Source organism: Pseudomonas grandcourensis (genome assembly GCF_039909015.1).
GTDB lineage: Bacteria > Pseudomonadota > Gammaproteobacteria > Pseudomonadales > Pseudomonadaceae > Aquipseudomonas > Aquipseudomonas grandcourensis.
Window position 1 is genome coordinate 1900046 of the sequence record NZ_CP150919.1, and the last position, 24302, is coordinate 1924347.

Below are 24302 nucleotides of genomic sequence, written 5' to 3' on the forward strand. Positions count from 1 at the left end.
AAATTACCAACATTTTCGTCCCGGCGCCATAGGCTGTATGCCTTGATTTAGAGCGGTTTTGTAGGACAATCCGACCAAATTCGCGGCGTGTTGCGCGATCTTTGGATCCAGAGGTGTCAGCAGGCTACCTGATTCAGCGGTGAAACACAGGTCTGCCAGGCGCAAGTGAAATCACGCAGACGTCCCTGGGGCTGAAATGTCTGGCGCCAGATTCTGGCCATGCCCAGCAAATCATCAGGGGCGGGGAGGGGGGTGTTCTGTTCTTCCACCAGCAGCCAGGCGATGGCTGTGGCGTAACGCAGGTTGACGGTCAATTCGAGGTGCGGGCCACTGAGAAACGCATGCTGGCTGGCCAGGCCGCGGACGAGGCTTGCACGGTCCGGATCAAGGGCCAGGTAGTGGTCCCAAAGGGCCTGGTGGCGGGGCTCGGCAATGCGGTACAGGCCGTGCCCACGGCGGTCATGCAGGGCGGAACCAAGGGCGGACTGGCTGGCGGCAATGCCCAGCAGCAGGGATTCGGCAGTAGCGCTATGTTGTCCGAGGTAGATCAAGGTCGGACGAATCACATAACGGCACAGTTCGCTGGCAGCGATACCCATAAAACCCTCGAAACCTGAAATGGACGGCGATACCTGAAGGGGGGCTTGGCAGCAGTGAATCGACTCAGGCTCGCCGCAAGCGGGTCAAGCCGCTTGAGTTGAAGTGTAGTGTCATATTCGCGCTGTAAAGGCCTGTTTTTAAAATATTTCCAGCGACCAGTTATAACCCTTATATCGGATCGTGCTTAGTCGTGATTCGAGGGCAAGGAAATATCAGGCAATAAAAAGCCCCGCTTTTCGGGCAGGGCTTTCGGGTTTTTCAGCCTTTCTGGCGTTTCAGGCAACCAGTGCCTGACGGGTACGCTCGATCACGGCCTGCAGCGGCTCGGCGCTGGAGTATTGATCGGGGTACAGGCGTTCGCTGTGACGAGCGATACCGTGTTCGTTGACCAGAGTGAAGCTGAAGCAGCCTTTGCGAGCGGCCATGATCAGGCAGTTCATTGGTGCAAAAGCGTTGGTTAGGGTGCGAATGGCATCCTGAGTGTGGATTTGAGTAGACATTATTGGGTGTTCCTACAAATGACACGGATAAGAACCGTGCAACGTTAAAACGTTCCAGTAACGTCGATCACCATTGATCGAACGAAGAACCCGACTGGAACAAAGCAGCCAGTTTGAAGCGCTGATAAATTGGCGCGCTTGGGCTGGCAGGTAGGTACTTAGGAGGGCAGGCAGCACATCAAGGGCAAAGGTTCTGGGCCCGGGGTGAAGATCCTGATCAATTTGCAGGTTGGTTCGAGCAGAGTAGGCAGGCGGAGCAACACCCTTTGCTTTCGATTCAAAGGTTGTGTTGGCGCAAGATTTACCTGGAAACCATCGAGGTGGTCGATCCCGCTTGTTCGGTGGAGGCTTCCGTCGGGAAGGCTGACCGGGGGGATTTGTTCGACCAGAATTGACTTTCAGCTTGGTACTAACGCCGCGGATACTAACGGATTGAACTGGCCAAGGGAAGTGTGATAGCGAAAAGAATTTCCCGGCGGGTGCCTGATCGGGCTGTTTTGCCTTGCAGAGGCGCATACAGAGCTACGCGGCCAGGGATTGATACGCCCTGTTTCAGGACATAATCCGCCCACCGGTCATCGACGTTTGTAGCAACGAAGGCGCCTGGATACCGGGTTTGCCAAGGCTTATCCCCAGGCTCGACAAAAAAATGCGCCGAAAAAGGGCGTCGATATAACCATCGCAAAGGCACTTGTGCACATTAGTTGCGCGGTCTGTCACCCCGCTGTCATCTCACGTTCAAGCGTAATGGCTGCCTGTAACCAAAATTTAAGTCAATGAAAAACATCGCTTTTTTTTACTGGTGAAAAAATCGTCAGTTTGACTGCGAGCCCCATTCCACAGGGCTTTGAGCGGGTTCGAAGGCGGTTGTCCACTGAGTTATCCACAGCTTCTGTGGATTGTCCCGAGCGCTTGCTCTAGGACGGGCGTGCCGGGATATTTTCAGCTTTACCTGTAAGAAAAAGAGAGTAAAGTTGCGCGCCTTCCGATCTGCCCCACAGTGCTTTATGAAGTTTCGCTCAGCCTCTGTTTCCTCTTCCTCCACACAGCCCTCTGTTGCCCCTACCAAGCGCTTTTCCATGCGCGTGGCGGAGTGGCTGTTGGACAGTCCGCATCTGGGCGAAAACCGTAACGTCAAACACATCGCCGGACATTTGCTCAAGCAACCGGCCCGTGAAGGCGTGGTGGCTGCGCAAAGCCGTCTTGGCCAGTTGATGTGCCGCGAATGCGGGAATGCCCGGGACCGCCGGATCGGTCAGGACCTGTTGCGTCAGGCCGCTCGGGCAGGCGATCACCGCGCTCAACAGGAACTGGGGCTGATCGAAGACTGAGCTGTCCAAGACTGGACGCCTTGGTTAACCTTCAGGCTTTATCCGAATGGCAGGAGTGGCTATGGCAATGGACTTGACCAGCGTATTGCTGGGTCTGGCAGGGGCAGCGTTGCCGTTGCTGGTATTGGCCTGGCAACTTCAGCGTCGGGCCAGCACCACGCAAGCCGATGTCGCGCTGCTGCAAGAACGCCTGGCCATGGCGCAACTGGCGCAGGACGGATTGAATGCCCAGCTGGAATCCAGCCGCGATGAAGCGGCTGACCTGACCCAGGCCAACGCCGCCAAACAGGCTGATCTGGCTGCGCTGCGTCGTGAAGTCGAACTGTTGCAGATCGAGCGCGACGACGCCCGGGACGCCGCCCATGCGTGGAATATCGAACGCGCCGGCAAAGAAGCCGAGTTGCGCCGTCTGGATGCCCAGGCCGCGTCGCTCAACGCCGAATTGCGCGAGCAACAGGACAGTCATCAGCAACGCCTCAACGACCTGCAAGGTTCGCGGGACGAGTTGCGCGCGCAGTTCGCCGAGCTGGCTGGGAAGATTTTCGATGAGCGCGAGCAGCGTTTTGCCGAAACCAGCCAGCAGCGCCTGGGGCAGTTGCTTGATCCATTGAAGGAACGCATCCAGTCCTTCGAAAAACGTGTTGAGGAAAGCTATCAGAACGAGGCTCGTGAGCGCTTCTCCCTGGCCAAGGAGCTGGAGCGCCTGCAACAGCTGAATTTGCGCCTGAGCGATGAAGCCACCAACCTGACCCGCGCCTTGAAAGGGCAGAAGACCCAGGGCAATTGGGGCGAACTGATTCTTGAGCGCGTGCTCGAGCATGCGGGGCTGGAGAAGGGCCGCGAGTACCAGACTCAGGTCAATCTCAAGGGACCGGACGGCGAGCGCTTCCAGCCGGACGTGATCATTTATCTGCCGGGCGACAAGCAGGTGGTGGTCGATTCCAAGGTCAGCCTGACGGCCTATCAGCAATACGTCGCGGCTGATGACGAGGCTATCGGCCAGATCGCCATCAAGCAGCACGTGCTGTCGTTGCGCAATCACGTCAAGGGCTTGGCCGGCAAGGATTACAAGCGCCTCGATGGCTTGCACAGCCTGGATTTCGTATTGCTCTTCGTACCGATCGAGGCGGCGTTTTCTGCCGCGTTGCAGGCTGAGCCGACGCTGTTCCAGGAGGCGTTCGACCGCAACATCGTGATCGTCAGCCCCACCACGTTGCTGGCGACCCTGCGTGTCATCGACAGCCTGTGGAAGCAAGAGCGCCAGAGCCAGAATGCCCGGGAAATCGCCGAGCGGGCCGGGTGGCTGTACGACAAGTTCGTGCTGTTCATTCAGGATCTGGACGAAGTCGGCAATCGTCTGCAGCAACTGGACAAGGCCTACAGCTCGGCACGCAACAAGCTGACAGAGGGACGCGGCAACCTGGTCAGTCGCAGTGAACAACTCAAGCTGCTGGGCGCGCGGGCGAGCAAGAGCCTGCCGGCGGACTTGCTGGAGCGGGCGATGACCGATGTGGATGGGCTGGTCGAGTTGCCGGAGTAGCCCCCTCGCCACAGGAGGCTGTGTTGATCCGCGCTACAAAGGTATGTACCTACTCAACAACGCCCTCAACGCCGCCGGTTTCACCGGTTTGGCCAGGTAATCCAGCCCCGCGGCATGCACCAGGTCGACCGTCTCCGGCCGGCCATCGGCGCTGATCACCACCCCCGGAACCGGTTCGCCCATCTGCGTGCGCAACCAGGCCATCAAGTCGGTTCCGGTCTCGCCATGATCGAGGTGGTAATCCACCAGCGCCAATTGCGGGCGCATGCCTTCGCCCAGCAACGCGGCGCATTCCTCGCGATTGCGCGCGGTCCAGACCTGGCAACCCCAGCGGCTGAGCAGGCTGTTCATGCCGATCAGGATGCTGTCCTCGTTGTCGATACACAGCACCTGCGCGCCATTGAGTAACTTGCCATTGAGCTCGGCGACCTTGACCGGCGCTGCGGTTTGCACCCGGGCCAGCGGCACGCTGACGCTGAACACGCTACCGCGTCCCGGCCAGGAGCGTACGCGCAAGGTATGACCGAGCACGCGACATAGCCCGTCGGCAATCGCCAGCCCCAGGCCGAGGCCTTTTTCGGCCCGTGTCTGGTGGCTGTCGAGGCGCTTGAACTCTTCGAATATCACCTGCAGTTTATCTTCCGGAATACCTGGCCCACGGTCCCAGACTTCCAGGCACAGTTGATCCTTGTGTCGGCGAACCCCCAGCAGCACCGGCCCTTTACCGTAGCGGAAAGCATTGGTCAGGAAGTTCTGCAAGATCCGCCGCAGCAGTTTGATGTCGCTGTCGACCCGCAACGTGCTGGCGCGAACCCTGAACTCCAGTTTTTGTTCTCGCGCCAGCGCCTTGAACTCTGTACCGAGGGTATCGAACAGTTCATTGAGGGCGAATGGCTGGCGATTGGGGTTGATTTTGCCGTTTTCCAGGCGGGAAATGTCCAGCAGGTCGCTGATCAAGTCCTCGGCCGAGCGCAGCGAACTGTCCAGGTGTTCGACCAGTTTCTGCGCTTCGCCGGACAACCCGTCGTCCTGATGGGAGAGGGCGGCGGAGAACAGCCGCGCCGCATTCAAAGGTTGCATCAAGTCATGGCTGACGGCCGCGAGGAAACGGGTCTTGGACTGGTTGGCGGCCTCGGCGGTGCCCTTGGCCTCGGTCAGGGCAACGTTGAGCTGCGACAGTTCGTGGGTGCGTTCGGTCACTCGCTGTTCCAGGCTCTCGTTGGCCTCGGTCAGCGCCTGCTCGGCTTCGCGGAACGGGGTAATGTCGGTGAAACTCATGACGAAGCCACCGCCCGGCATCGGGTTGCCGATCAGCTCGATCACCCGGCCATTGGGGAACAGGCGCTCGGAGGTATGCGCGCGGCCCTGGCGCATCCAGTGCAGGCGACGGGCGACATGCACTTCGGCTTCGCCCGGCCCACACAGGCCGCGCTCGGCATTGTGGCGAATGATGTCGGCGATGGGCCGGCCGACGCTGATCAATCCGTCCGGGTAGTTGAACAGCTCCAGGTATCGACGGTTCCAGGCCACTAGCTTCAGCGACTGGTCGACCACGCTGATGCCCTGGGTGATGTTCTCGATGGCGCCTTGCAGCAAGGCACGGTTGAACTGCAGCACCTCCGAGGCTTCGTCGGCGATGCGCACGACGTCTTCCAGTTGCATCTCCCGGCCTTCAATGGCGGCCTTTACCACCGCGCGGGTCGAAGAGGCACCGAGCACACCGGCCAGCAAGCGTTCGGTATGGGCGATCCATTCATTGTCGGCGTTCTGGTTCGGGTTGAAGCCCTTGCCCTGGCGATAGGCAAAACGGATGAAGCTTTGACGGGCGCGTTCTTCGCCGACGAAGCGCGCCGCCAGTTGCAGCAGGTCGTCGATCTGCACTGAAAGCATCGAGCGTGCGCTGGGTCGGGCGCTGATTTCCTGGCCGATGAAGCGGCCCGCCTGCCAGTGCTCGGAAACCCGGGTGCGCGACAGCACCGAGACCCAGGCGAACAACGTGAAGTTGCCTGCCAGCGACAGCACCACGCCCTGGGTCAGCGGGGTGATCGGCAGGTTCAGTGGATTGCTGTGCAACCAGGCCAGCCCCGGGAAGGTGCTCAAGGACAGGCCGAGACTGAGGGCGGCAATCGGCAGGATCAAGGTGTAGAACCACAGGAAGGTGCCTGCGGCGAGGCCGGCGAAAACACCACGGCGGTTGGCCTGTTTCCAGTACAGCGCACCGAGCATGGCGGGGGCCAGCTGGGTCACGGCGGCGAAGGCGATCTGGCCGATTGTCGCCAGGCTGGCAGTCGAGCCCAGCAGGCGATAACTGACATAGGCCAGCAGCAGAATCACCACGATGCTGACGCGGCGCACCGACAGCATCCACTGGCGGAACACTTCGAACGGGCGCTCGGCGTTATTGCGACGCAGCAGCCAGGGCAGCAGCATGTCGTTGGACACCATGGTCGACAGCGCCACGCTGGCCACGATCACCATGCCGGTGGCCGCCGATGCGCCACCGATAAACGCCAGCAGGGCCAGCGCCGGATGCGCCTGGGCCAAGGGCAGGCTGATGACGAACGAGTCCGGCAACACCGAGCTGGGCAGCAGCATCTGGCCGGCCAGGGCGATCGGCACGACAAACAAGGCGGCGAGGGCGAGGTAGGCGGGGAATACCCACTTGGCCAGGCGCAGATCCTGAGGGTCGATGTTCTCGACAACGGTCACGTGGAACTGCCGTGGCAGGCAAATGATCGCCATCATCGCCACACCGGTCTGCACCACCATCGACGGCCAGTTGATGGTTTCCTTCCAGTACTGCTCAAGTCGCGGCGCCAGCATGGCCTGGTCGAACAGGTCGTCGAAACCGTCGTACAGGCCGTAGGTCACGAAGGCGCCGACGGCGAGAAACGCGAACAGCTTCACCAATGATTCGAAGGCGATGGCCAGCACCATGCCGCGGTGGTGCTCCGTGGCGTCGAGGTTGCGGGTGCCGAAGACGATGGTGAACAGCGCCAGCACCAGCGACACGATCAGCGCGGTGTCCTGGGCGCGGGTGCCCATGGCGTCGGCGCCGGCGCCGATCAGCAGGTTCACGCCGAGCACGATGCCCTTGAGTTGCAGTGCGATGTAGGGCAATACACCGACCAGGCAAATCAGCGCCACCACCACCGCCAGCGACTGGGATTTGCCATAGCGCGCGGCGATGAAGTCGGCGATCGAGGTGATGTTCTCCTGTTTGCTGATCATCACCATTTTCTGCAGGACCCACGGCGCGCCGACCAGCAACAGGATCGGCCCGAGGTAGATCGGCAGGAACGACCAGAGTTGTTCGGCGGCCTGGCCCACGGCGCCAAAGAAAGTCCAGCTGGTGCAGTAGACCGCCAGCGACAGGCTGTACACCCAGGCCCGCACACGCGGCGGCAAGGGCGCGCTGCGACGGTCGCCATAGAAGGCGATGGCGAACATGATGGCCATATAGGCCAGGGCGACGGCGGCGATCAGCCCGGTGGACAGCGACATGGGGACTCCAGACAAAAGACACCCGGGCTCCCGCCCGGACAGACAGTCTCGCACGACCGCCAGCGTTAGTCAGTGTCGACCAAGGTCGTGGCGTGGCGGGGTGTCGCAGGGGGATTTGCAGTGTCTGGACTGGCCCCTTCGCGAGCAGGCTCGCGATGGGGGCCTCACTGACTGAACGCGATCTCGATCAACCGATGCAACTCTTCAACCTCCAGCGGCGCCTCGGCAAACAGGATGCGAAACACCGTCGGCGCGGCGATCAGATTGATCAGCCGATCGACACTGGGCTTGGGCTGATCCGGATAGCGATCCAGAATCGTCTGCAGTTGCCCGCCAATGATGGTCGCGCAGTAACTCGGCTTCAACGCTGCCTGCACGTCGCACAGCATGTTGCGGCCGGGCTCGGAGCTCATCTCGTCCAGATACTGCTCGGCCCAGGCCCGCACGTCACCGTGAAGGCTGCCGGTATTGGCCGGCTCGTTGTCGGGCTGCATGCGGGCGAGGGCGACGTCGGCCAGAAGTGCCGACACATCGCCCCAGCGTCGATAGATGGTGGACGGTGTGACACCCGCGCGCGCCGCAATTTGCGGCACCGTCACGCTCGCGCGGTCCTGCTCCTCAAGGAGTTGACGCACGGCCGAATGAATCGACTCTTGTACCCGGGCGCTGCGGCCGCCGGGGCGTAATGTGGGAGCTGTCATCCTGTGTTTCCTGTCTCGCGCCGGGTCTTGCGGCTGGCACCCGGTCCTGAAAGTCATGTTTCGGACCTTAACACAAAGAATTTGCTTTAAGAGGGATCCAGTAGCACACTCCGCAAAAGCGAAAAGTTAGCTTTTGTGGAGTGTGTCCATGCCCGGTTCTTCTTCAAATCGTGCCAGCCTGTGGTTTCTCGCCGTTACCTTGCTCAGCTTCCTGGCGGCCTCCACTGCGCCGACGCCGCTGTATCACCTGTATCAGGAACAGATGCAGTTTTCGGCCGCGACCCTGACCCTGATTTTCGGCGTCTACGCCCTCAGCCTGTTGGCGGCGTTGCTGACGGTCGGCTCGCTGTCGGATTACCTGGGGCGCAAACCGGTGATCTTTACGGCGGTGATGCTGAACATCCTGGCGATGTTGCTGTTTATCTACGCCGACAGCGTTGCGTGGCTGATCAGTGCCCGGGTCCTGCAAGGGTTTGCCACCGGCATGGCGACCGCCGTGTTGAGTGCAACCTTGCTGGACACCGATCGCCAGCAAGGCCCTCTGGTCAATAGCGTCGCACCGTTGCTCGGCATGGCTCTGGGTGGACTGGGCTGCGGTTTGCTGGCCGAGTTTGCTCCGGCGCCGTTGCACCTGACCTATTGGCTGCTACTTGCTCTGTTCGCGATGCAGGCTGTGTTTGTCTGGCGTTTGCCAGAGAGCGTCACGCGCCAGTCCGGGGCCTGGGCATCATTGCGACCCACCTTGCATGTGCCGGTCCAGGCGCGCGCAACGTTATGGCGGGTGTTGCCGCTCAACACGGCGACTTGGGCGCTGGGCGGATTTTACGCGTCGCTGGCACCTTCACTGGTTCGTACGGCGACCGGTTCAACGTCGAACCTGATTGGTGGGGCGACCGTCGCCGCATTGACGGTGACCGGCGCCCTGATGATTTACACACTGCGCAATCAAGCTGCGACCAAGGCGCTGCAACTGGGCGCCAGTTCGCTGCCGGCGGGTGTCGTCCTGATCTTACTGGGCGTGCACAGCGCCAGTTTGCCCCTGTTTTTCCTTGGCACTCTGGTCGCTGGTTGTGGCTTCGGCGCCGGTTTCCTCGGGGCGGTGCGCAGTCTGGTGCCGCTGGCCTTGCCCCATGAGCGTGCCGGGTTGATGTCGGCGTATTACGTGCTGAGTTATCTGGCGTTCTGCCTGCCGGCGCTGCTGGCCGGGAACCTGGCGCGCACTTTTGGTCTGGTGGCAACCACCGATGGGTATGGTGCGGTGCTGATGGTGCTGGCCCTCAGTGCAATGGCGGGTTTACTGCGATCACGTTCGGTCAGGGCCTGCGAGGCCAACCGGTAAAATTGAGTTAGCCTTGGCACCCACTCAGCTCACTCGAAGGATCGGACCATGAAGATCATCCGCAGCAAATCGTTCACTGGCGAGCGTGCCTGGGCCGCGCTGGACATCGCCAACATGAACGGCATCACCACGCGGCTGCACTGGACCGATCAACCCTACAAGTGGCACGTCAACGATGGCGAGGAAGTGTTCGTGGTGCTCGATGGCCAGGTGCGGATGCGTTATCGCGAAGAGGGGCTGGAGCGGGAAGCCTTGCTGGAGGTCGGTGACATTTTTTATGCCTCGGTTGGCACTGAGCATGTGGCGCATCCGGTAGGACCGGCTCGGATATTGGTGGTCGAATCGGAAGGGAGTGTCTGACGATATATAAGTAATATCGATAAGATATAGAGATATTACCCGTTATATAGATATTCTATTCGGATCTAACATGGGCTCTACCTCACGAGAGGACAGGAGTTCGCCATGACATGCGCCAATAGCATCAAGCCCGGAATCAAACCTTTCAGTCATTTGCAGCATCCCCGCGAGGTGATCCGCCAGTTCACCCCCAACTGGTTCGCGGCCACCATGGGCACCGGGGTGCTGGCGTTGGCACTGGCGCAATTGCCGGTCGCCACACCTGCCTTGCACGCCTTTGCCGAAGCCCTCTGGCTGTTCAATATCGCGCTGTTCCTGCTGTTTACGGCGCTATACACAGTGCGTTGGGTGCTGTTTTTCGACGAAGCGCGGCGGATTTTCGGCCACTCCACGGTTTCGATGTTTTTCGGCACCATCCCCATGGGCCTGGCGACCATCATCAATGGCTTCCTGGTGTTTGGCCTCCCGCGCTGGGGCGAAGGGGTGATTCACCTCGCCGAGGTGCTGTGGTGGCTGGATGTGGCGATGTCGCTGGCCTGCGGCGTGCTGATTCCCTACATGATGTTCACCCGTCAGGAGCACAGCATCGACCAGATGACTGCGGTCTGGTTGTTGCCGGTGGTCGCGGCTGAGGTGGCGGCCGCCAGCGGGGGGCTGTTGGCGCCGCATTTGGTCGATGCTCATTCGCAACTGGTGGTGCTGGTGACCAGCTATGTGCTCTGGGCCTTTTCCCTGCCGGTGGCCTTCAGCATCCTGACCATTCTGTTGCTGCGCATGGCCCTGCATAAACTGCCCCACGAAAACATGGCCGCCTCCAGCTGGCTGGCCCTTGGCCCGATCGGCACCGGTGCACTGGGCATGCTGGTACTGGGCGGCGATGCACCGCTGATTTTCGCGGCCAACGGTATGCCGGGAGTCGGTGAGATTGCCGCAGGATTGGGTCTGGTGGCCGGCATCACCCTGTGGGGCTTCGGCCTGTGGTGGATGCTGGTGGCGCTGCTGATCACTGTGCGCTACCTGCGTGACGGCATTCCCTTCAATCTCGGCTGGTGGGGCTTCACCTTCCCGTTGGGCGTCTATTCTCTGGCGACGTTGAAGCTGGCCAGTACCCTGAACCTGACGTTTTTCAGTGTATTTGGCTGTGTGCTGGTGGCGTTGCTGGCGGTGATGTGGCTGATCGTCGGCAAGCGCACGGTGCTGGGCGCCTGGCGTGGCGAGCTGTTTGTCTCGCCATGCATTGCCGGATTGAAGAAATAACGGGCAAAGATTAGGTAAGGTGTGGCCTGGATCGACTTTTGATAATCCAATAAGAATCCAGGCCACTCGCTACCTAACATCAGGGACACATGGAAGATGAGTCACCCCTCACAGTTCACCTTGCTGCGCACCCGGCGCTTCCTGCCGTTCTTCATCACCCAGTCCCTCGGGGCGTTCAACGACAACGTGTTCAAGCAGTCGTTGATCCTCGCCATTTTGTACAAGCTGACCATCGAAGGTGACCGCTCGATCTGGGTCAACCTGTGTGCGCTGCTGTTTATCCTGCCGTTTTTCCTGTTCTCGGCCCTGGCCGGGCAATTCGGGGAAAAGTTCGCCAAGGACGCGTTGATCCGCCTGATCAAGCTTGGGGAAATCGCCATCATGGCGGTCGGCGCCGTCGGCTTCATGTTCGATCACTTGTCGTTGATGCTGGTGGCGCTGTTCGCCATGGGCACCCACTCGGCGTTGTTCGGGCCGGTGAAGTACTCGATCCTGCCGCAAGCCCTGCATGAAGATGAGCTGGTAGGCGGCAACGGCCTGGTGGAAATGGGCACCTTCCTGGCGATCCTCGCCGGCACCATTGGCGCCGGGGTCATGATGTCTTCGGCGCATTACGCGCCGGTGGTGTCCATGGCGATCATCGGCACTGCTGTGCTCGGTTACCTGGCCAGTCGCAGCATTCCCCGGGCGGCGGCCGCCACGCCGCAATTGCGCCTGAACTGGAACATCTTCAGCCAGTCCTGGGCCACGTTGAAACTGGGCCTTGGGCAAACGCCGGCGGTGTCACGCTCGATAGTCGGCAACTCGTGGTTCTGGTTTGTCGGGGCGATTTACCTGACGCAGATCCCGGCCTATGCCAAGGAATGGATGCACGGCGACGAAACCGTGGTGACGCTGATTCTGACGGTGTTCTCGGTCGGCATCGCATTGGGTTCGATGCTGTGCGAGAAGCTCTCCGGGCGCAAAGTCGAGATTGGCCTGGTGCCGTTCGGATCGTTCGGCCTGACCGTTTTCGGTCTGCTGCTGTGGTGGCATTCTGGTGGAATTCCGGACAGCGCCACCGGCCATGGCTGGATCGAGATCCTCGGTTTCGGCCACGCCTGGCTGGTATTGCTCGACATCCTCGGCCTGGGCGTCTTCGGCGGTTTCTACATCGTGCCGCTGTACGCGCTGATCCAGTCACGCACGGCGGAGAACGAACGGGCGCGGGTGATTGCCGCCAACAACATCCTCAATGCGTTGTTCATGGTGGTGTCGGCGATTGTCTCGATCGTCTTGCTGAGTGTGGCCAAGCTGTCGATCCCGCAGTTGTTCCTGGTGGTGTCGTTGCTGAACATCGGCGTCAACGCCTACATCTTCAAGATCGTCCCCGAGTTCACCATGCGTTTCATGATCTGGCTGCTCAGCCATTCCATGTACCGCGTCGAGCACCGCAATCTGGACTTGATCCCCGATGAAGGCGCGGCGTTGCTGGTGTGCAATCACGTGTCATTCGTCGACGCCTTGCTGATTGGCGGCGCGGTGCGTCGGCCGATTCGCTTTGTCATGTACTACAAGATCTACAACCTGCCGGTGCTGAACTTCATCTTCCGTACCGCGGGGACGATTCCGATTGCGGGGCGTCAGGAAGATATCCAGATATATGAACAAGCCTTCACGCGCATCGCCCGGTACCTGAAGGACGGTGAGCTGGTCTGCATCTTCCCCGAGGGTAAATTGACCGCCGATGGCGAGATCAACGAGTTCAAGGGCGGGTTGACGCGGATTCTCGAAGAGACACCGGTGCCGGTGATTCCGTTGGCCTTGCAGGGGTTGTGGGGGAGTTTCTTCAGCCGCGATCCGGGCAAGGGGCTGTTTCATCGCCTGTGGTCACGGGTGACCTTGGTGGCAGGGCCAGCGGTGGCGGTTGAAGTGGCGGAACCGGCGAAGTTGCAGGCGATGGTGGGGGAGTTGCGTGGGGCCGTTAGATAGCGGTTGTTTGTGCGGGCCTCTTCGCGAGCAGGCTCGCTCCTACAGGTTTTGTGTTGTGCCACACACAGTAGGCACGCCTTCAATCCCTGTGGGAGCGAGCTTGCTCGCGATGGCAGTCTGAAAGCTAAGCGCTGACCTTCAGGCCAACGAGCCCGAAAATGATCAACGCCACACTCGCCAACCGCACCAGCGCCATGGATTCGCCAAATAGAATGATCCCGGCGATCACCGTGCCAACGGCACCGACACCGGTCCAGATCGCATAGGCCGTGCCCAGCGGCAATTCCTTCATTGCAAGGCCGAGCAAGCCAAGGCTGATAGCCATGGCCGCAATGGTCAACACAGTGGGGAGCGGGCGGGTGAAGCCGTCGGTGTACTTGAGGCCGACGGCCCAGCCGACTTCGAACAGGCCGGCGAAAAACAGAATGATCCAGGACATGAAGACCTCCATCGTCTGACGGGGTCGTCCCCTGATTAATGACTCGATCGAGCCGCGAGGTCGTCCTCGCGTTGCGCAATATAGTGCCCAGCATTAACCCGGGGATCAAGTTTTCAGATCAAGATCGCGAATCAGTCACTGACCTGTTGCGCCGCCATTTCCCGATCCTGTTTCTCGCTCATGCGGCGGAAGTAGGTGGAGAGCAATGCCCCGGAAATGTTGTGCCACACACTGAACAGTGCACTGGGCACTGCCGCCAGCGGCGAGAAGTGTGCACTCGCCAACGCGGCACCCAGCCCGGAGTTCTGCATGCCGACTTCCAGGGCCAGGGATTTGCGCTGGGCCAGGGGCAGCTTGAACAGGCGCCCGGTGAAGTAGCCCAGCAGGTAGCCAAAGCTGTTGTGCAGCATGACCACGGCCATGATCAACAGGCCGGACTCTGCGATCTTCGCCTGGCTGGCGGCCACTACTGCGGTGACGATGATCACGATGCTGACCACCGACACCAGCGGCAACACGTCCACGGCGTGGCGAACCTTGTCGCCGAGTACCCGTTGGGCAACCACGCCCAGCACGATCGGCAACAGCACCACCTGCAGGATCGACCAGAACAACTCCATGAACGATACCGGCAACCAGGCCGAGGCCAGCAGCCAGATCAGGGCCGGGGTCAGCAGCGGGGCGAGGAGGGTGGTGACGGCGGCGATGGCCACCGACAGCGCCAGGTCGCCACGGGCCAGCCAGGTCATCACGTTCGACGAGGTGCCGCTCGGGCAGCAACCGACCAGTATCACGCCGACGGCGATTTCCGGAGGCAAGTGGAACGCCTGGCAGAGCAACCACGCCACGCCCGGCATGATCACGAAATGGGCAACCACGCCCAGGGCCACGCGCCATGGATGGCGAGCGACTTCGGCGAAGTCTTCGAGTTTGAGGGTCAGGCCCATGCCGAACATCACCAGCCCCAGCAAGGGCACGATGGCGCCCTTGAGGCCGAGGAACCATGCCGGCTGCAGAAACGCCACGACAGCGAAAATCAGTACCCAGTAAGCGAAGGTGTTGCCGACAAAACGACTCAATGCAGCCAGTGCGCGCATGGCTTGATCCTTGTTATATGAAAGCGTTAGGGAGCTAAGCATACGCTGCTCGCAAAAAAAGATCGCAGCCTGCGGCAGCTCCTACAAGGAAACGCATTCCAGATGTAGGAGCTGCCGCAGGCTGCGATCTTTTTACAGAGGCTAACGATTCAGGCGATCAGATGCCTTGGGGAGTCTCTTCACCACCCAGCGCTTCAACCAGCGCCGGCAGGAAGTCGCCGAAGGTCAGCATCATCAGGGTGAAGCTGGCGTCCAGTTGGCCGAGGGCTTCGTCGCCGCCGTCCTGTTCCGCCTGGTCTTGCAGCAGGTCTTCGAACTTCAGGCGCTTGACCACCATTTTATCGTCGAGGACGAACGACAGTTTGTCCTGCCAGGCCAGGGACAGTTGAGTGACCACTTTGCCCGTGCTCAGGTGCAGCTGGATTTCTTCGCTGGTCAGGTCCTGGCGCTTGCAACGCACGATGCCGCCGTCTTCGTGGGTGTCGCGCAGTTCGCACTCGTCCAGCACAAAGAAATCGTCCGCGGCTTTCTGGGTGGTGACCCACTCGGTCATGGTCGCGGTCGGGGACATCTTCACGGTCAGCGGACGCACCGGCAGGGTGCCGATCACTTCGCGCAGGGTCGACAGCAGGTCTTCGGCGCGTTTCGGGCTGGCCGAGTTGACCAGGATCAGGCCCTGTTTCGGCGCGATGGCGGCGAAGGTCGACGAGCGACGGATAAAGGCGCGGGGCAGGAAGGCCTGGATGATTTCATCCTTGATCTGATCGCGTTCCTTCTTATAGACCTTGCGCATTTGCTCGGCTTCGATCTCTTCGACCTTTTCCTTGACCGCGTCACGCACGACGCTGCCCGGCAAAATACGTTCTTCCTTGCGCGCGGACACCAGCAGGAAGTCACCGCTGACGTGCACCAGTGGCGCATCTTCGCCCTTGCCGAACGGCGCGACGAAACCGTAGGTGGTCAACTCCTGGCTTGCACATGGGCGCGCCAGTTTGGTGGCCAGTGCAGTTTCCAACGCCTCGGCATCAACAGGCAGATCTTGGGTCAGGCGATAGATAAGCAGGTTTTTGAACCACATGGGGTGAGTCTCTCCTTTATACAAAGGGGGGCATTATTGTCTTCGCCGTGCCATAGGCCAACCTTTCTCTAAGCCTTTGGAAGGCCTGAGAAAATTATTTTAAAAAGTGCTTGCCAGAGGTTGGGTCGCTCCGTAGAATGCGCGCCACACCGAAGCGAAGGGTGATTAGCTCAGCTGGGAGAGCGTCTGCCTTACAAGCAGAATGTCGGCGGTTCGATCCCGTCATCACCCACCATTCGTTTTCAGTGTTACGCGCAGCGGTAGTTCAGTCGGTTAGAATACCGGCCTGTCACGCCGGGGGTCGCGGGTTCGAGTCCCGTCCGCTGCGCCATATTCGGTAACCTGGAACACTGAACGCCAGGTCACCACGGAAAAGCCCGCTTAGGCGGGTTTTTTTCTGCCTCAAGTTTGACTGTTGTTCCTGTGGGTTGCATCGTTTCACCGGTTTTTAGATTTTTTGAAAAAAACTTCAAATAAATCAACACTTTATAAAAACCTGTGGCATAATGTGCCCCGCAACGAAGGTAAAGGGTGATTAGCTCAGCTGGGAGAGCGTCTGCCTTACAAGCAGAATGTCGGCGGTTCGATCCCGTCATCACCCACCATTTACTTTCAACGCTACGCGCAGCGGTAGTTCAGTCGGTTAGAATACCGGCCTGTCACGCCGGGGGTCGCGGGTTCGAGTCCCGTCCGCTGCGCCATATTCGGTAACCTGGAACACTGAACGCCAGGTCACCACAGAAAGCCCGCCTAGTGCGGGCTTTTTGCTGTCTGGCGTTTGGCCAGTCAATAGAGCGATCCGAGGATCACTTTTTTGTGCCTGCCCGATTATTGCTCGGCGTTGCGCCTGTGGCGGTAGTCGCTGACGGCTTCATACACGGCCTTGCGCAGGCGATTGATCCCGCCGATGGGGCGGTGCGCCTCGATGCCGAACCAGGGATTGAACGACTGGTTGTCGCATTGCAGGTTCAGCGCCGGTGTATCGAAGTCCTGCGCCGGCACCCTGATCCGCGCCACCGTCTCGAAGGGCGCATCGCTCTCGCGCCACTCAATGCTGGTGTCTTCGATCGGCATGTACTTGTTGGCGTCCTGTCGCTGGATCTGCAAGGCGAAGCACGCAGGCATCCGGTCGGTCGACAGCTGTTGGTTCAGCGCATTGCGCAGAAAGTTTGGCAGCTTGCGATTCTGTTCCGGCAGGTTGTAGGCCGGGCAGCTATCCGGATCGGGCATGACCCGGAACTTCGCATTGGCTTCACCGAATTTGTAGGGAGAAACCGAAAAATACGTCGTCTGGGTCGGGCTCGACGGGGCAGGGGCCAGTGTCGCCAGGGCAATGAACAGGTGGCGAAGCTGCCAGGCGCGTGGATCCCAGCCCGGAAAGAACGCCAACATCTTTTTACCGTCGGCCTGGGCGGCGACGTTCTGACGGTATTCGGCGACATTACTGACAAAGAAGTTCGGGTGGCTGAACATCACAAAGTCCTGTTCGCCTGGCCCCTGCCGGTCGCTCAACAGTTGCTTGCCCGGCACATCGAGCAGTTTGATCGCCATGCCCCGGGCGTCGCGGATGCTGTCGAACTGCGGGTAGGCATTGCCGTTGGACAGGCGCATCGTCGCTTGCCAGGTTTTGCCCGGTTCACTGAACACGCCCTGGCGCAGTTCGCCTGGCAGTTCCGGCAGCACCTGAACCTCGGCCTTCACACAGCCGTGGGCCTTGGCATGGGCGTCGCGCAGGTAGCGGGTGCTTTCACGGTGCTGATCGACGATGCGCACGGCGGTCTGGATGACGTCCCGGGTCATCGCGGCTTCGTCGTCCGCAATCAACTCCTGCGCCGAGACCGGCCCGCGATGCTGCCAGGCAAACCAGGCGCTGGCCAGGGCCCAGCCCAGCACGCCGAGACCCAGAAGCCACAGCAACAGCTTGGCGAGGAAGGCGCCCAGGCGCAGCCAGAGTGTTATCAGCATGGGAGCGTCCTTTTGGCTGCGGTTGTGGTCATGGCAATTGCGCTTCCAGCGGACCGCCAAGCACTTTCAGGTATTCGAGCAGTGCCCGGCGTTCCTCCGGCTGCAACCAGCGGCCGATCACGCCATTGCCGATTTTGCCGGCACGGAATTCATGGCCGCCGTTGTGGTTTCCGGTGATTCGCGTGTCGAACAGGAAACCGTTGGCAAAGGCTTCGGGGCGGTAACCCAGGTGTCCCGGGTCGTACTCGAACGTGCCTTTATAGAAGGTGGTCGCACGCTCATCCTGAGGCGACAGCAATTGATAAATGCTCGGGACCGAACCGTTGTGCAGGAACGGAGGTGTCGCCCATACCCCCGCCAATGGCCTGGCCTTGTACGAACGCAATTCGCGCACGCCGATTGGCAGGCCGAAACCGTCCATTGCAGGGCGCTCGGCAGCGCTGACGTTGGCGTCTTGATAGGCGCGGTCCTGGACAAATGCGGTGACGTAGGCCAGCCCCTTGGCCACGGACATCTTGCTCAGGTCCAGCGGTTCGTCGGGTTTTGGCTCGACATCGAGTTTTTCCAGTTCCGCCTGCTTCCATTGCAGCGCTGTCAGGTCGAAGCGGTGGTCGGCGATGTTGTTGGCCGCGCCGGGGTCGGTGCCGATGTAATCCACCGGGAGCATTTTCAGGTGCTGGACGTATCGCCCTTCGCCCTGGCTGGTGCGCGGTACATGACAACCTGCGCAGTTTTCGGCGAACAAGGCGCGGCCCTTGGCTGCCAGGGGCTTGTCGACCGCGCCCAACAGGTCTTCCGGCCAGGCCGGCGGCGCGAGTCGTTGCAGGGTTTGTTCGATCAGGTGCAGATCGCGCACGCGGACACTGGAGGGATAGCGGGTGTCCCCCGTCAGCGGCTGGCCGTTCTTGTCGAAGAAGTTCAGCGTGGCGCCGACGCCCAACGCCTCGCCGATGTTGCGGGCCATGGGTTGTTTCGCCGAGCCGTTCCACTGCACCCATTCGAACGTCCACATGTCCCACAACTGTGGATAATCGACCGGGGCATTGGCCACGCGGTAGTTGTCGGGGGAAATCGCATCACCGAAGCTGGCATTGGCGATGCGCCCGAAGGCGTCTGTGCGCCCCGGGCCTTCCTCGGTCGGATAGAGCCCGCGATGGGTGTCGTTCCAGGCCACCTTGAGGAACGTATCCAGTGAAGATTTGAAATCTTTGCGCAACTGTTGGTGACGCGTCTCGTAGTCCTGGCCTAACGCGTTGCGTGCGAAGCGCTCGAATTTCCACGGGTTGTAGTAAGTGGAGGCGAGGCTGGCCACCAGGGCCTGTCCGAAACTGCCCCCTTTGAGCGTAGGAACACTGGACGGCAGCACATGCTGCGCCGAGCCGCCGTCGATACGCACGGCCTGGCCCTTGTAACGCAGTTCACCGGTGTGGCAGGCCGCACAGGTGATATCCAGAAACACCTCCGGGCTCCCCGCATTCTGGTGCCGGGTAAAGCCTGCGGGGAGGTTGCCGGGGTTGTTCGGTGTCGGTTTCTGGCCGGGGTCCACCAGAAAACCGAAGCGGGCGAGGTATTCGGGGGCGGCGAAGCGTTGTTGCGAGAAGGGCAGTTCGAGGGCGGTGAACCAGTCGTAGCGCAAGCCTTTGACCTGAGTACCTTGGGGTGTGAAGTAATAGGTCTCGCGATCGGCGGCGCTCCATTGCTCCAGGTAATGCACTTGTTGCGCAGGCGACCAGGCCGGCAGTTTCGGGTTGGCGACGTAGTAAAGCACCACGGCAATGATCAGCCCGAGCAGTACTGCGACGAGAACCAGCAAGCGAAGGAAGAGGCGCAAGATAAACGTCCTTGTCGAATTATCATGCAGTTATGCCCCAGTACCCAGGGTGCGGCAAGAGGCCATTACGCCAGATGCTGTAGTTCCGGAATCCGCCTGCGTCGGCGTAAAGTGAAAGAAGCTTCATCAGCCGGATGGTGAAAAGCGTTTAAACACCTGAACTTATCAATTGTTTCTGGCTCTCATGCCGGTAGCCATTGGTCGTGGCGGCCTGATAAGCTCGCGGCTTTACTCGATTGCCCTTTAGGCGCATGAACAAGGAAATAGCATGAAACAGCATCGGTTGGCGGCGGCGGTAGCCCTGGTTGGCCTGGTACTCGCGGGTTGTGATTCGCAGACCAGCGTAGAGCTGAAAACTCCGGCGCAAAAAGCTTCCTACGGTATTGGCCTGAACATGGGCAAGAGCCTGGCTCAGGAAGGCATGGATGACCTGGATTCCAAGGCTGTAGCCCAGGGCATCGAAGACGCCGTCGGCAAGAAAGAGCAGAAGCTCAAAGACGAAGAATTGGTCGAGGCGTTCGCCGCACTGCAAAAGCGTGCCGAAGAACGCATGGCCAAGATGAGCGAAGAGTCGGCCGCTGCCGGCAAGAAATTCCTCGAAGAAAACGCCAAGAAAGCCGGCGTGACCACCACCGCTTCGGGCTTGCAGTACGAAGTCGTGCAGAAAGCCGATGGCCCTCAGCCAAAGCCGACTGACGTAGTGACCGTTCACTACACCGGCAAGTTGACCAACGGCACCGTATTCGACAGCTCCGTCGAGCGCGGCAGCCCGATCGATCTGCCGGTCAGCGGTGTGATCCCGGGTTGGGTCGAAGGCCTGCAACTGATGCACGTTGGCGAGAAGTACAAGCTGTACATCCCTGCTGACCTGGCTTACGGCGCTCAAAGCCCGAGCCCGGCGATTCCAGCCAACTCGGTGCTGGTATTCGACCTGGAACTGCTGGCCATCAAGGATCCGGCAAAAGAAGACGCCGCTGCCAAGTAACCAGCGCCTGCTTCGATAACAACGCCTCGCTCATGCGGGGCGTTGTTGCATCTGGCGTTCGGCACGGGTAAACAAAACGAACAGACGCTCTAGGCCGGAGTCTTAGGCATAGTGGTGTCGGCGGTAGACGCACAAGGCCGCCAAGTCAATGAAATTATGGGTTTTTTTTGATGAGTAAAAAACGCCCGATCTGAACGCAGGCCTTGTAAAACGGGGCTTACAGCGGTGAAAAGCAGCTCTGTTCACAAGGTTATCCACAATTTGTGTGGATAACATTTCAACGGGAAGAATGATGAAAGCACCCTGGAGTTTCGCTCGTTTCCTGCCACTGGCCGGGCGCCTGCTGGCACGCGGTCGATTGCCGACCCTGTTGTTCGCAGTCGCCGGCAAAGTCGCAAGCCAGGGCAACCGGTTGGGCAAGATCAAAGACGACTTGAAGCTGTTGCAGGCACTCTGCCTGGCCTACTGGCGTGGTGAGTATCGCGCCATCAGCCCCAAGGCGCTGATTTCGGTGGTCGCGGGCCTGATGTACTTCCTAAGCCCGGTGGATGCGATCCCGGATTTCATTCCAGTGTTTGGCATGTTCGATGACATCGCGGTACTGGCATGGCTGATGAAAGTGCTCGACGACGAGCTCAATGCCTTCCGTGCCTGGCGCAAACGGCAGGTGCCGGAGACGCTCGCGGTGGTTGAGCGTCTGCCTGCTACTCCCGAGCAACTTCAACTTCAAGGCCCGAAAAAACACTGAGTCGATTTTGACGAGTTCACAGATTGATGTCCCCCGCGACCTTGGCCGCTGTTAGGATTACACTTCTAGGGAAAAGTGCCGACTCGCTAAGTGTTGTTGTCCTACGGGGTAGTGATGGATATTCAGATAATTACACGCGAAGGCGAGCCCGAATATGCGGTTTTGCCATGGGCTCAGTATCAGGCGTTACTGAAAGCGGCGGGTATCAAGGAGCAAGCGTCGCCTCAAGCCACGAAGCCTCAGGCGGCAACACCAGACGCGATTCTTCCGGGTCTGGATCAACTACGCAGTTTGCGCGAGGGGAAGGGCATCGCCATAGAGGCGTTGGCCCGCACGGTAGGCATCAGCCCGTCTTACCTGGCCATGATCGAAAGTGGCGAGCGTCTGCCCGACGCTGCGATTCGCCGCAGCCTGGCCTGGGAATTGACGGTGCCAGGGTGGAGGGATGAATCGTGAGCGTACGCATCAGTCGTCACCATTGGGACGGGTTGCTGGGCGAACTGGATCAGGCGCGTCGCCAGCGCCATCTGTTGACGTATCGGGCATTGCTGGAGCGTTTGCAGCTGCCGACCCCGGCCATGCAGACCCTGACGGCGGCCCTCGAGCATCTGGCGGCCCTGGATGCCAGGGCGGAGCAGCCATTGCGCAGTTCACTGGTGATCAGTCAGGGCGCCAGCCGTTTGCCGCGCACCGGGTTCTTTGAATGTGTCGAGCGTCTGGGGCGTTTCTCCGGGCCGTCGGACGGTGTTGCCGCCGCGTCCTGGCATGCTTCGGAAGTGGTGCGGGTGTTCGAGTACGAATACCCTGAATCGGCCGAGGCCTGAGTGTTCTTGCAGCTCAAGGCGCGGGCCGGTTACTGGCTCGCGCGCCGACTGTTTCACTGGTCATGGTTTGTCCGTCAGCCACGAGGCTGGCGCTGGCTCGAAGGCCAGTTCGCACGCATGGCCAACCTGGGCAATGTCGGTGCCCAGAGCTTCTATGGGCACATCCTGGCGTTTCGCGGCGTCGGCCTCGGAGCTCGTGAGGAGGGCGTGCGTTTGTTGCGCCTGGCGGCGTTGGCGGGCGATGGCAAGGCGGCGTATCAAATGGGCGTGATCACCCTGGCCGGGACGGCGAGCAAGGCACCGGATCCTGTCGAAGCCGCGCGGTTCTGGGAGATCGCGGCGAAGGCCGGGCATCCGTTGGCGCCGATCAAGCTCGAAGAGCTGAAGTCTTCCTCGGCGCCTCGTTGATTGGAGTGATGCCGAAAAGCTCCCTTATCGATGCCCGGAAACGAGCACCTCATCTACAGTCGAAACCACCAGGCTATCAATCACATGCACGCTGTAGCCCTGCACATTCTTGGCGTGGTGCTTGGCCTGTGATGCCATCTCGGCCAACTGGCTCGCATCGAGTTGTTCACAGGCCTGTGGATGCAGGTGCACCACGCCGATCGACAGCGACAACAACGCAAACTCCTGGCGCTGACCCTGGCGATTGGGTGCGATGAAGCAGCCGGCTTCCAGGTGTTCGCTGCGGTAGAAGCGCCGGCACTGGCTCTGGAAGTCGTCGAGCAACTGGTTCAAACGTTTGCGCCAGTCTTCCGGGCCGAGCACCAGCAGGAAATCATCGCCGCCGATGTGGCCGACGAAGTCGCGGGAGGGGTCGACGCGGTCGTTCAGGCATTGCGCCAGGCACAGCAGGACTTCGTCGCCGCGACCATAGCCGTAGATGTCGTTGAAGGGTTTGAAGCTATCAATGTCCACGTAGCAGATCACCGATTCCCGTCGCTGTTGCAGCAGCCGCGTCAGGCATTGCTGGATCGGCACGTTGCCCGGAAGCAAGGTCAGCGGGTTGGCGTAGCGGGCCTGCTGGATCTTCAGTTCGGTGATCAGCTTGAGCACGTCGATCACCCGGCCCAACCCCAGGTAACCGCCGTTGAGGGTGATGATGAAGTCTTCCTCGATGCGCTGGCGGGCGCGGCTGGTGATCAGGCGGCTGACCTGTTGCAGGGACTGGCTCAGTTCGACGGCGAGGAAGTCATCGTTCATCAGGCGGCTGATGGGCTTGCGGGCGAACAGGTCGGTGGCAAAGGGCTTGAGCAGGACATCAGAGAGCGAATGACGATGAACAATGCCGCAGGGCTGACCCTGTTCATCCAGGACCGCCAGTGAGTTCAGATTGGCCTGGCGGCGAAAGGCTTCGAGCACCGTGGCGGTCGGGGTGTCCCGGTTCACCGCGGGTAGTTCGTTGAGCAGGGCGCTGAGGTCGCTGCCGTCTTCGCTCAGGACAACGGCGGTGCTGTCCTGTCGGGGCATCAATGCCCGGGCATCCCGTGGCGGGTGTTCCTGGGGACGGCAGAGCAGATAGCCCTGCACCAGGTCCACGCCCATTTCGGTCAGCACCGTGAGTTCTTCGGCCAGTTCGATACCTTCGGCGATGACTTTCGCCCGCGAGGCCTTGGCGATTTGCAGGATCGAGCCGACGAACTCGCGCTTGAGCGCATCCTGATGAATGCCATCAATGAAATGCCGGTCGATTTTCACGTAATCGGGCCGCAGCTCGGACCACAAGCGCAAACTCGAATAGCCCGCTCCCAGATCATCCAGCGCAATCGAAAACCCCATCGCCCGATAGTGATGCAGGGCGGTTTGCAGCAGCTGGAAATCATCCGTCGGCGTCTGTTCCGTGAGCTCGATGACCACCTGGCTCGGCGGTATGCCGAAATCCTGCAGCAATTGCAGGGTGCGCCCCGGTTGATGGGCCGCTTCGAGCAGGGACTCCGGGGACACGTTAAGGAACAACATGCCAGGCAGTTGTTGCTCATTGAAGCGTCGGCAAGCGCTTTCGCGGCAGGCAATTTCCAGCTCGCTCAAGCGCCCGGCCTGGCGTGCGACGGCAAACAGGGCGACAGGGGAGTGCAGAGGACTGTTGGAGGGGCCGCGACTGAGGGCTTCGTAACCGAGGATGCGTCGTTCAGAAAGGCTGATGATCGGTTGGAACAGACTGTGTAAACCGCTTTGACTCAGGATCGAGCCCAAGGCACTCAGCTGTTCGGTTGTGGTCATGGCGATCTC

Annotated in this window: 21 protein-coding genes and 4 tRNA genes; 15 read left to right on the forward strand and 10 right to left on the reverse strand. The window is 60.4% G+C overall.

The window, feature by feature from the left end; translation table 11 throughout:
* Window positions 1-116: 116 nt before the first annotated feature.
* Together AABM52_RS08450 and AABM52_RS08455 are read right to left on the reverse strand one after the other, a co-directional pair.
* Window positions 117-599, reverse strand: coding sequence for a hypothetical protein (locus tag AABM52_RS08450; protein ID WP_347911302.1), 483 nt, complete (start codon window positions 597-599; stop codon window positions 117-119).
* Between the two features lie 276 nt (window positions 600-875).
* Window positions 876-1100, reverse strand: coding sequence for a hypothetical protein (locus tag AABM52_RS08455; protein WP_007898912.1), 225 nt, complete (start codon window positions 1098-1100; stop codon window positions 876-878).
* A 1007-nt stretch (window positions 1101-2107) separates the two neighbouring features.
* On the opposite strand from AABM52_RS08455, the gene AABM52_RS08460 reads away from it, so the two are divergent.
* Both AABM52_RS08460 and rmuC read left to right on the forward strand, forming a co-directional pair.
* Window positions 2108-2431 carry a sel1 repeat family protein gene (locus AABM52_RS08460; protein WP_347911303.1) on the forward strand — a complete coding sequence of 108 codons (324 nt, stop codon included), beginning with the start codon at window positions 2108-2110 and terminating at the stop codon, window positions 2429-2431.
* A gap of 175 nt (window positions 2432-2606) precedes the next feature.
* Complete coding sequence (gene rmuC / locus AABM52_RS08465) at window positions 2607-3971, forward strand: DNA recombination protein RmuC (RefSeq protein WP_347912597.1); 1365 nt, start codon at window positions 2607-2609, stop codon at window positions 3969-3971.
* 33 nt (window positions 3972-4004) lie between these two features.
* Here the strand turns inward: rmuC and AABM52_RS08470 are convergent, their stop codons facing one another.
* Together AABM52_RS08470 and AABM52_RS08475 are read right to left on the reverse strand one after the other, a co-directional pair.
* The gene (locus tag AABM52_RS08470) at window positions 4005-7475 is read right to left on the reverse strand and encodes a NahK/ErcS family hybrid sensor histidine kinase/response regulator (protein WP_347911304.1); all 3471 of its coding nucleotides are present in this window, start codon (window positions 7473-7475) and stop codon (window positions 4005-4007) included.
* Window positions 7476-7639: 164 nt separating this feature from the next.
* Window positions 7640-8176: a TetR/AcrR family transcriptional regulator gene (locus AABM52_RS08475; RefSeq protein ID WP_347911305.1), complete on the reverse strand. Its 537-nt coding sequence runs from the start codon at window positions 8174-8176 to the stop codon at window positions 7640-7642.
* Window positions 8177-8324: 148 nt separating this feature from the next.
* On the opposite strand from AABM52_RS08475, the gene AABM52_RS08480 reads away from it, so the two are divergent.
* The 4 genes from AABM52_RS08480 (at window position 8325) to AABM52_RS08495 (ending at window position 13103) form a co-directional block, all read left to right on the forward strand.
* On the forward strand, window positions 8325-9515 hold the full coding sequence (locus tag AABM52_RS08480; RefSeq protein WP_347911306.1) for an MFS transporter: 1191 nt from the start codon (window positions 8325-8327) through the stop codon (window positions 9513-9515).
* 48 nt (window positions 9516-9563) lie between these two features.
* Complete coding sequence (locus AABM52_RS08485) at window positions 9564-9875, forward strand: cupin domain-containing protein (RefSeq protein WP_347911307.1); 312 nt, start codon at window positions 9564-9566, stop codon at window positions 9873-9875.
* 105 nt (window positions 9876-9980) lie between these two features.
* Window positions 9981-11132 carry a TDT family transporter gene (locus AABM52_RS08490; RefSeq protein ID WP_347911308.1) on the forward strand — a complete coding sequence of 384 codons (1152 nt, stop codon included), beginning with the start codon at window positions 9981-9983 and terminating at the stop codon, window positions 11130-11132.
* 96 nt (window positions 11133-11228) lie between these two features.
* Window positions 11229-13103, forward strand: coding sequence for an MFS transporter (locus AABM52_RS08495; protein WP_347911309.1), 1875 nt, complete (start codon window positions 11229-11231; stop codon window positions 13101-13103).
* Between the two features lie 124 nt (window positions 13104-13227).
* Here the strand turns inward: AABM52_RS08495 and sugE are convergent, their stop codons facing one another.
* The 3 genes from sugE to rdgC all read right to left on the reverse strand — a co-directional run bounded on the left by sugE (window position 13228) and on the right by rdgC (window position 15717).
* Window positions 13228-13542 (reverse strand): quaternary ammonium compound efflux SMR transporter SugE, encoded by a 315-nt coding sequence (gene sugE, locus AABM52_RS08500; RefSeq protein ID WP_347911310.1) that lies wholly within the window; start codon window positions 13540-13542, stop codon window positions 13228-13230.
* A gap of 131 nt (window positions 13543-13673) precedes the next feature.
* Window positions 13674-14639 carry a bile acid:sodium symporter family protein gene (locus AABM52_RS08505; protein ID WP_007977600.1) on the reverse strand — a complete coding sequence of 322 codons (966 nt, stop codon included), beginning with the start codon at window positions 14637-14639 and terminating at the stop codon, window positions 13674-13676.
* Window positions 14640-14796: 157 nt separating this feature from the next.
* A complete protein-coding gene (gene rdgC / locus AABM52_RS08510; protein WP_007969735.1) occupies window positions 14797-15717 on the reverse strand; it encodes a recombination-associated protein RdgC in 921 nt (306 codons plus the stop codon).
* A gap of 159 nt (window positions 15718-15876) precedes the next feature.
* On the opposite strand from rdgC, the gene AABM52_RS08515 reads away from it, so the two are divergent.
* The 4 genes from AABM52_RS08515 (at window position 15877) to AABM52_RS08530 (ending at window position 16418) form a co-directional block, all read left to right on the forward strand.
* A tRNA-Val gene (locus tag AABM52_RS08515) sits at window positions 15877-15952 on the forward strand.
* Window positions 15953-15971: 19 nt separating this feature from the next.
* A tRNA-Asp gene (locus AABM52_RS08520) sits at window positions 15972-16048 on the forward strand.
* A gap of 198 nt (window positions 16049-16246) precedes the next feature.
* Window positions 16247-16322, forward strand: a tRNA-Val gene (locus tag AABM52_RS08525).
* Window positions 16323-16341: 19 nt separating this feature from the next.
* A tRNA-Asp gene (locus tag AABM52_RS08530) sits at window positions 16342-16418 on the forward strand.
* Window positions 16419-16545: 127 nt separating this feature from the next.
* Here the strand turns inward: AABM52_RS08530 and AABM52_RS08535 are convergent.
* Both AABM52_RS08535 and AABM52_RS08540 read right to left on the reverse strand, forming a co-directional pair.
* On the reverse strand, window positions 16546-17682 hold the full coding sequence (locus AABM52_RS08535) for a catalase family protein (protein ID WP_347911311.1): 1137 nt from the start codon (window positions 17680-17682) through the stop codon (window positions 16546-16548).
* 28 nt (window positions 17683-17710) lie between these two features.
* Window positions 17711-19513, reverse strand: a complete 1803-nt coding sequence (locus AABM52_RS08540; protein WP_347911312.1) for a di-heme-cytochrome C peroxidase — start codon at window positions 19511-19513, stop codon at window positions 17711-17713.
* Between the two features lie 268 nt (window positions 19514-19781).
* Between AABM52_RS08540 and AABM52_RS08545 the strand changes: the two genes are divergently transcribed.
* From AABM52_RS08545 to AABM52_RS08565, 5 genes are all read left to right on the forward strand, one after another.
* Window positions 19782-20498, forward strand: coding sequence for an FKBP-type peptidyl-prolyl cis-trans isomerase (locus tag AABM52_RS08545; RefSeq protein ID WP_046037603.1), 717 nt, complete (start codon window positions 19782-19784; stop codon window positions 20496-20498).
* Between the two features lie 292 nt (window positions 20499-20790).
* The gene (locus AABM52_RS08550; RefSeq protein ID WP_347911313.1) at window positions 20791-21246 is read left to right on the forward strand and encodes a DUF1232 domain-containing protein; all 456 of its coding nucleotides are present in this window, start codon (window positions 20791-20793) and stop codon (window positions 21244-21246) included.
* A gap of 114 nt (window positions 21247-21360) precedes the next feature.
* Window positions 21361-21702 (forward strand): helix-turn-helix transcriptional regulator, encoded by a 342-nt coding sequence (locus AABM52_RS08555; protein ID WP_007974980.1) that lies wholly within the window; start codon window positions 21361-21363, stop codon window positions 21700-21702.
* Entirely contained in the window at window positions 21699-22070 is a 372-nt protein-coding gene (locus AABM52_RS08560; protein ID WP_347911314.1) for a hypothetical protein, read from the forward strand. The genes AABM52_RS08555 and AABM52_RS08560 overlap by 4 nt, the downstream gene beginning before the upstream one ends.
* Window positions 22071-22478 carry a sel1 repeat family protein gene (locus AABM52_RS08565; protein ID WP_347911316.1) on the forward strand — a complete coding sequence of 136 codons (408 nt, stop codon included), beginning with the start codon at window positions 22071-22073 and terminating at the stop codon, window positions 22476-22478.
* Between the two features lie 24 nt (window positions 22479-22502).
* On the opposite strand, the gene AABM52_RS08570 is transcribed toward AABM52_RS08565, so the two are convergent.
* Window positions 22503-24293: a bifunctional diguanylate cyclase/phosphodiesterase gene (locus AABM52_RS08570; RefSeq protein ID WP_347911317.1), complete on the reverse strand. Its 1791-nt coding sequence runs from the start codon at window positions 24291-24293 to the stop codon at window positions 22503-22505.
* Window positions 24294-24302: the final 9 nt, after the last annotated feature.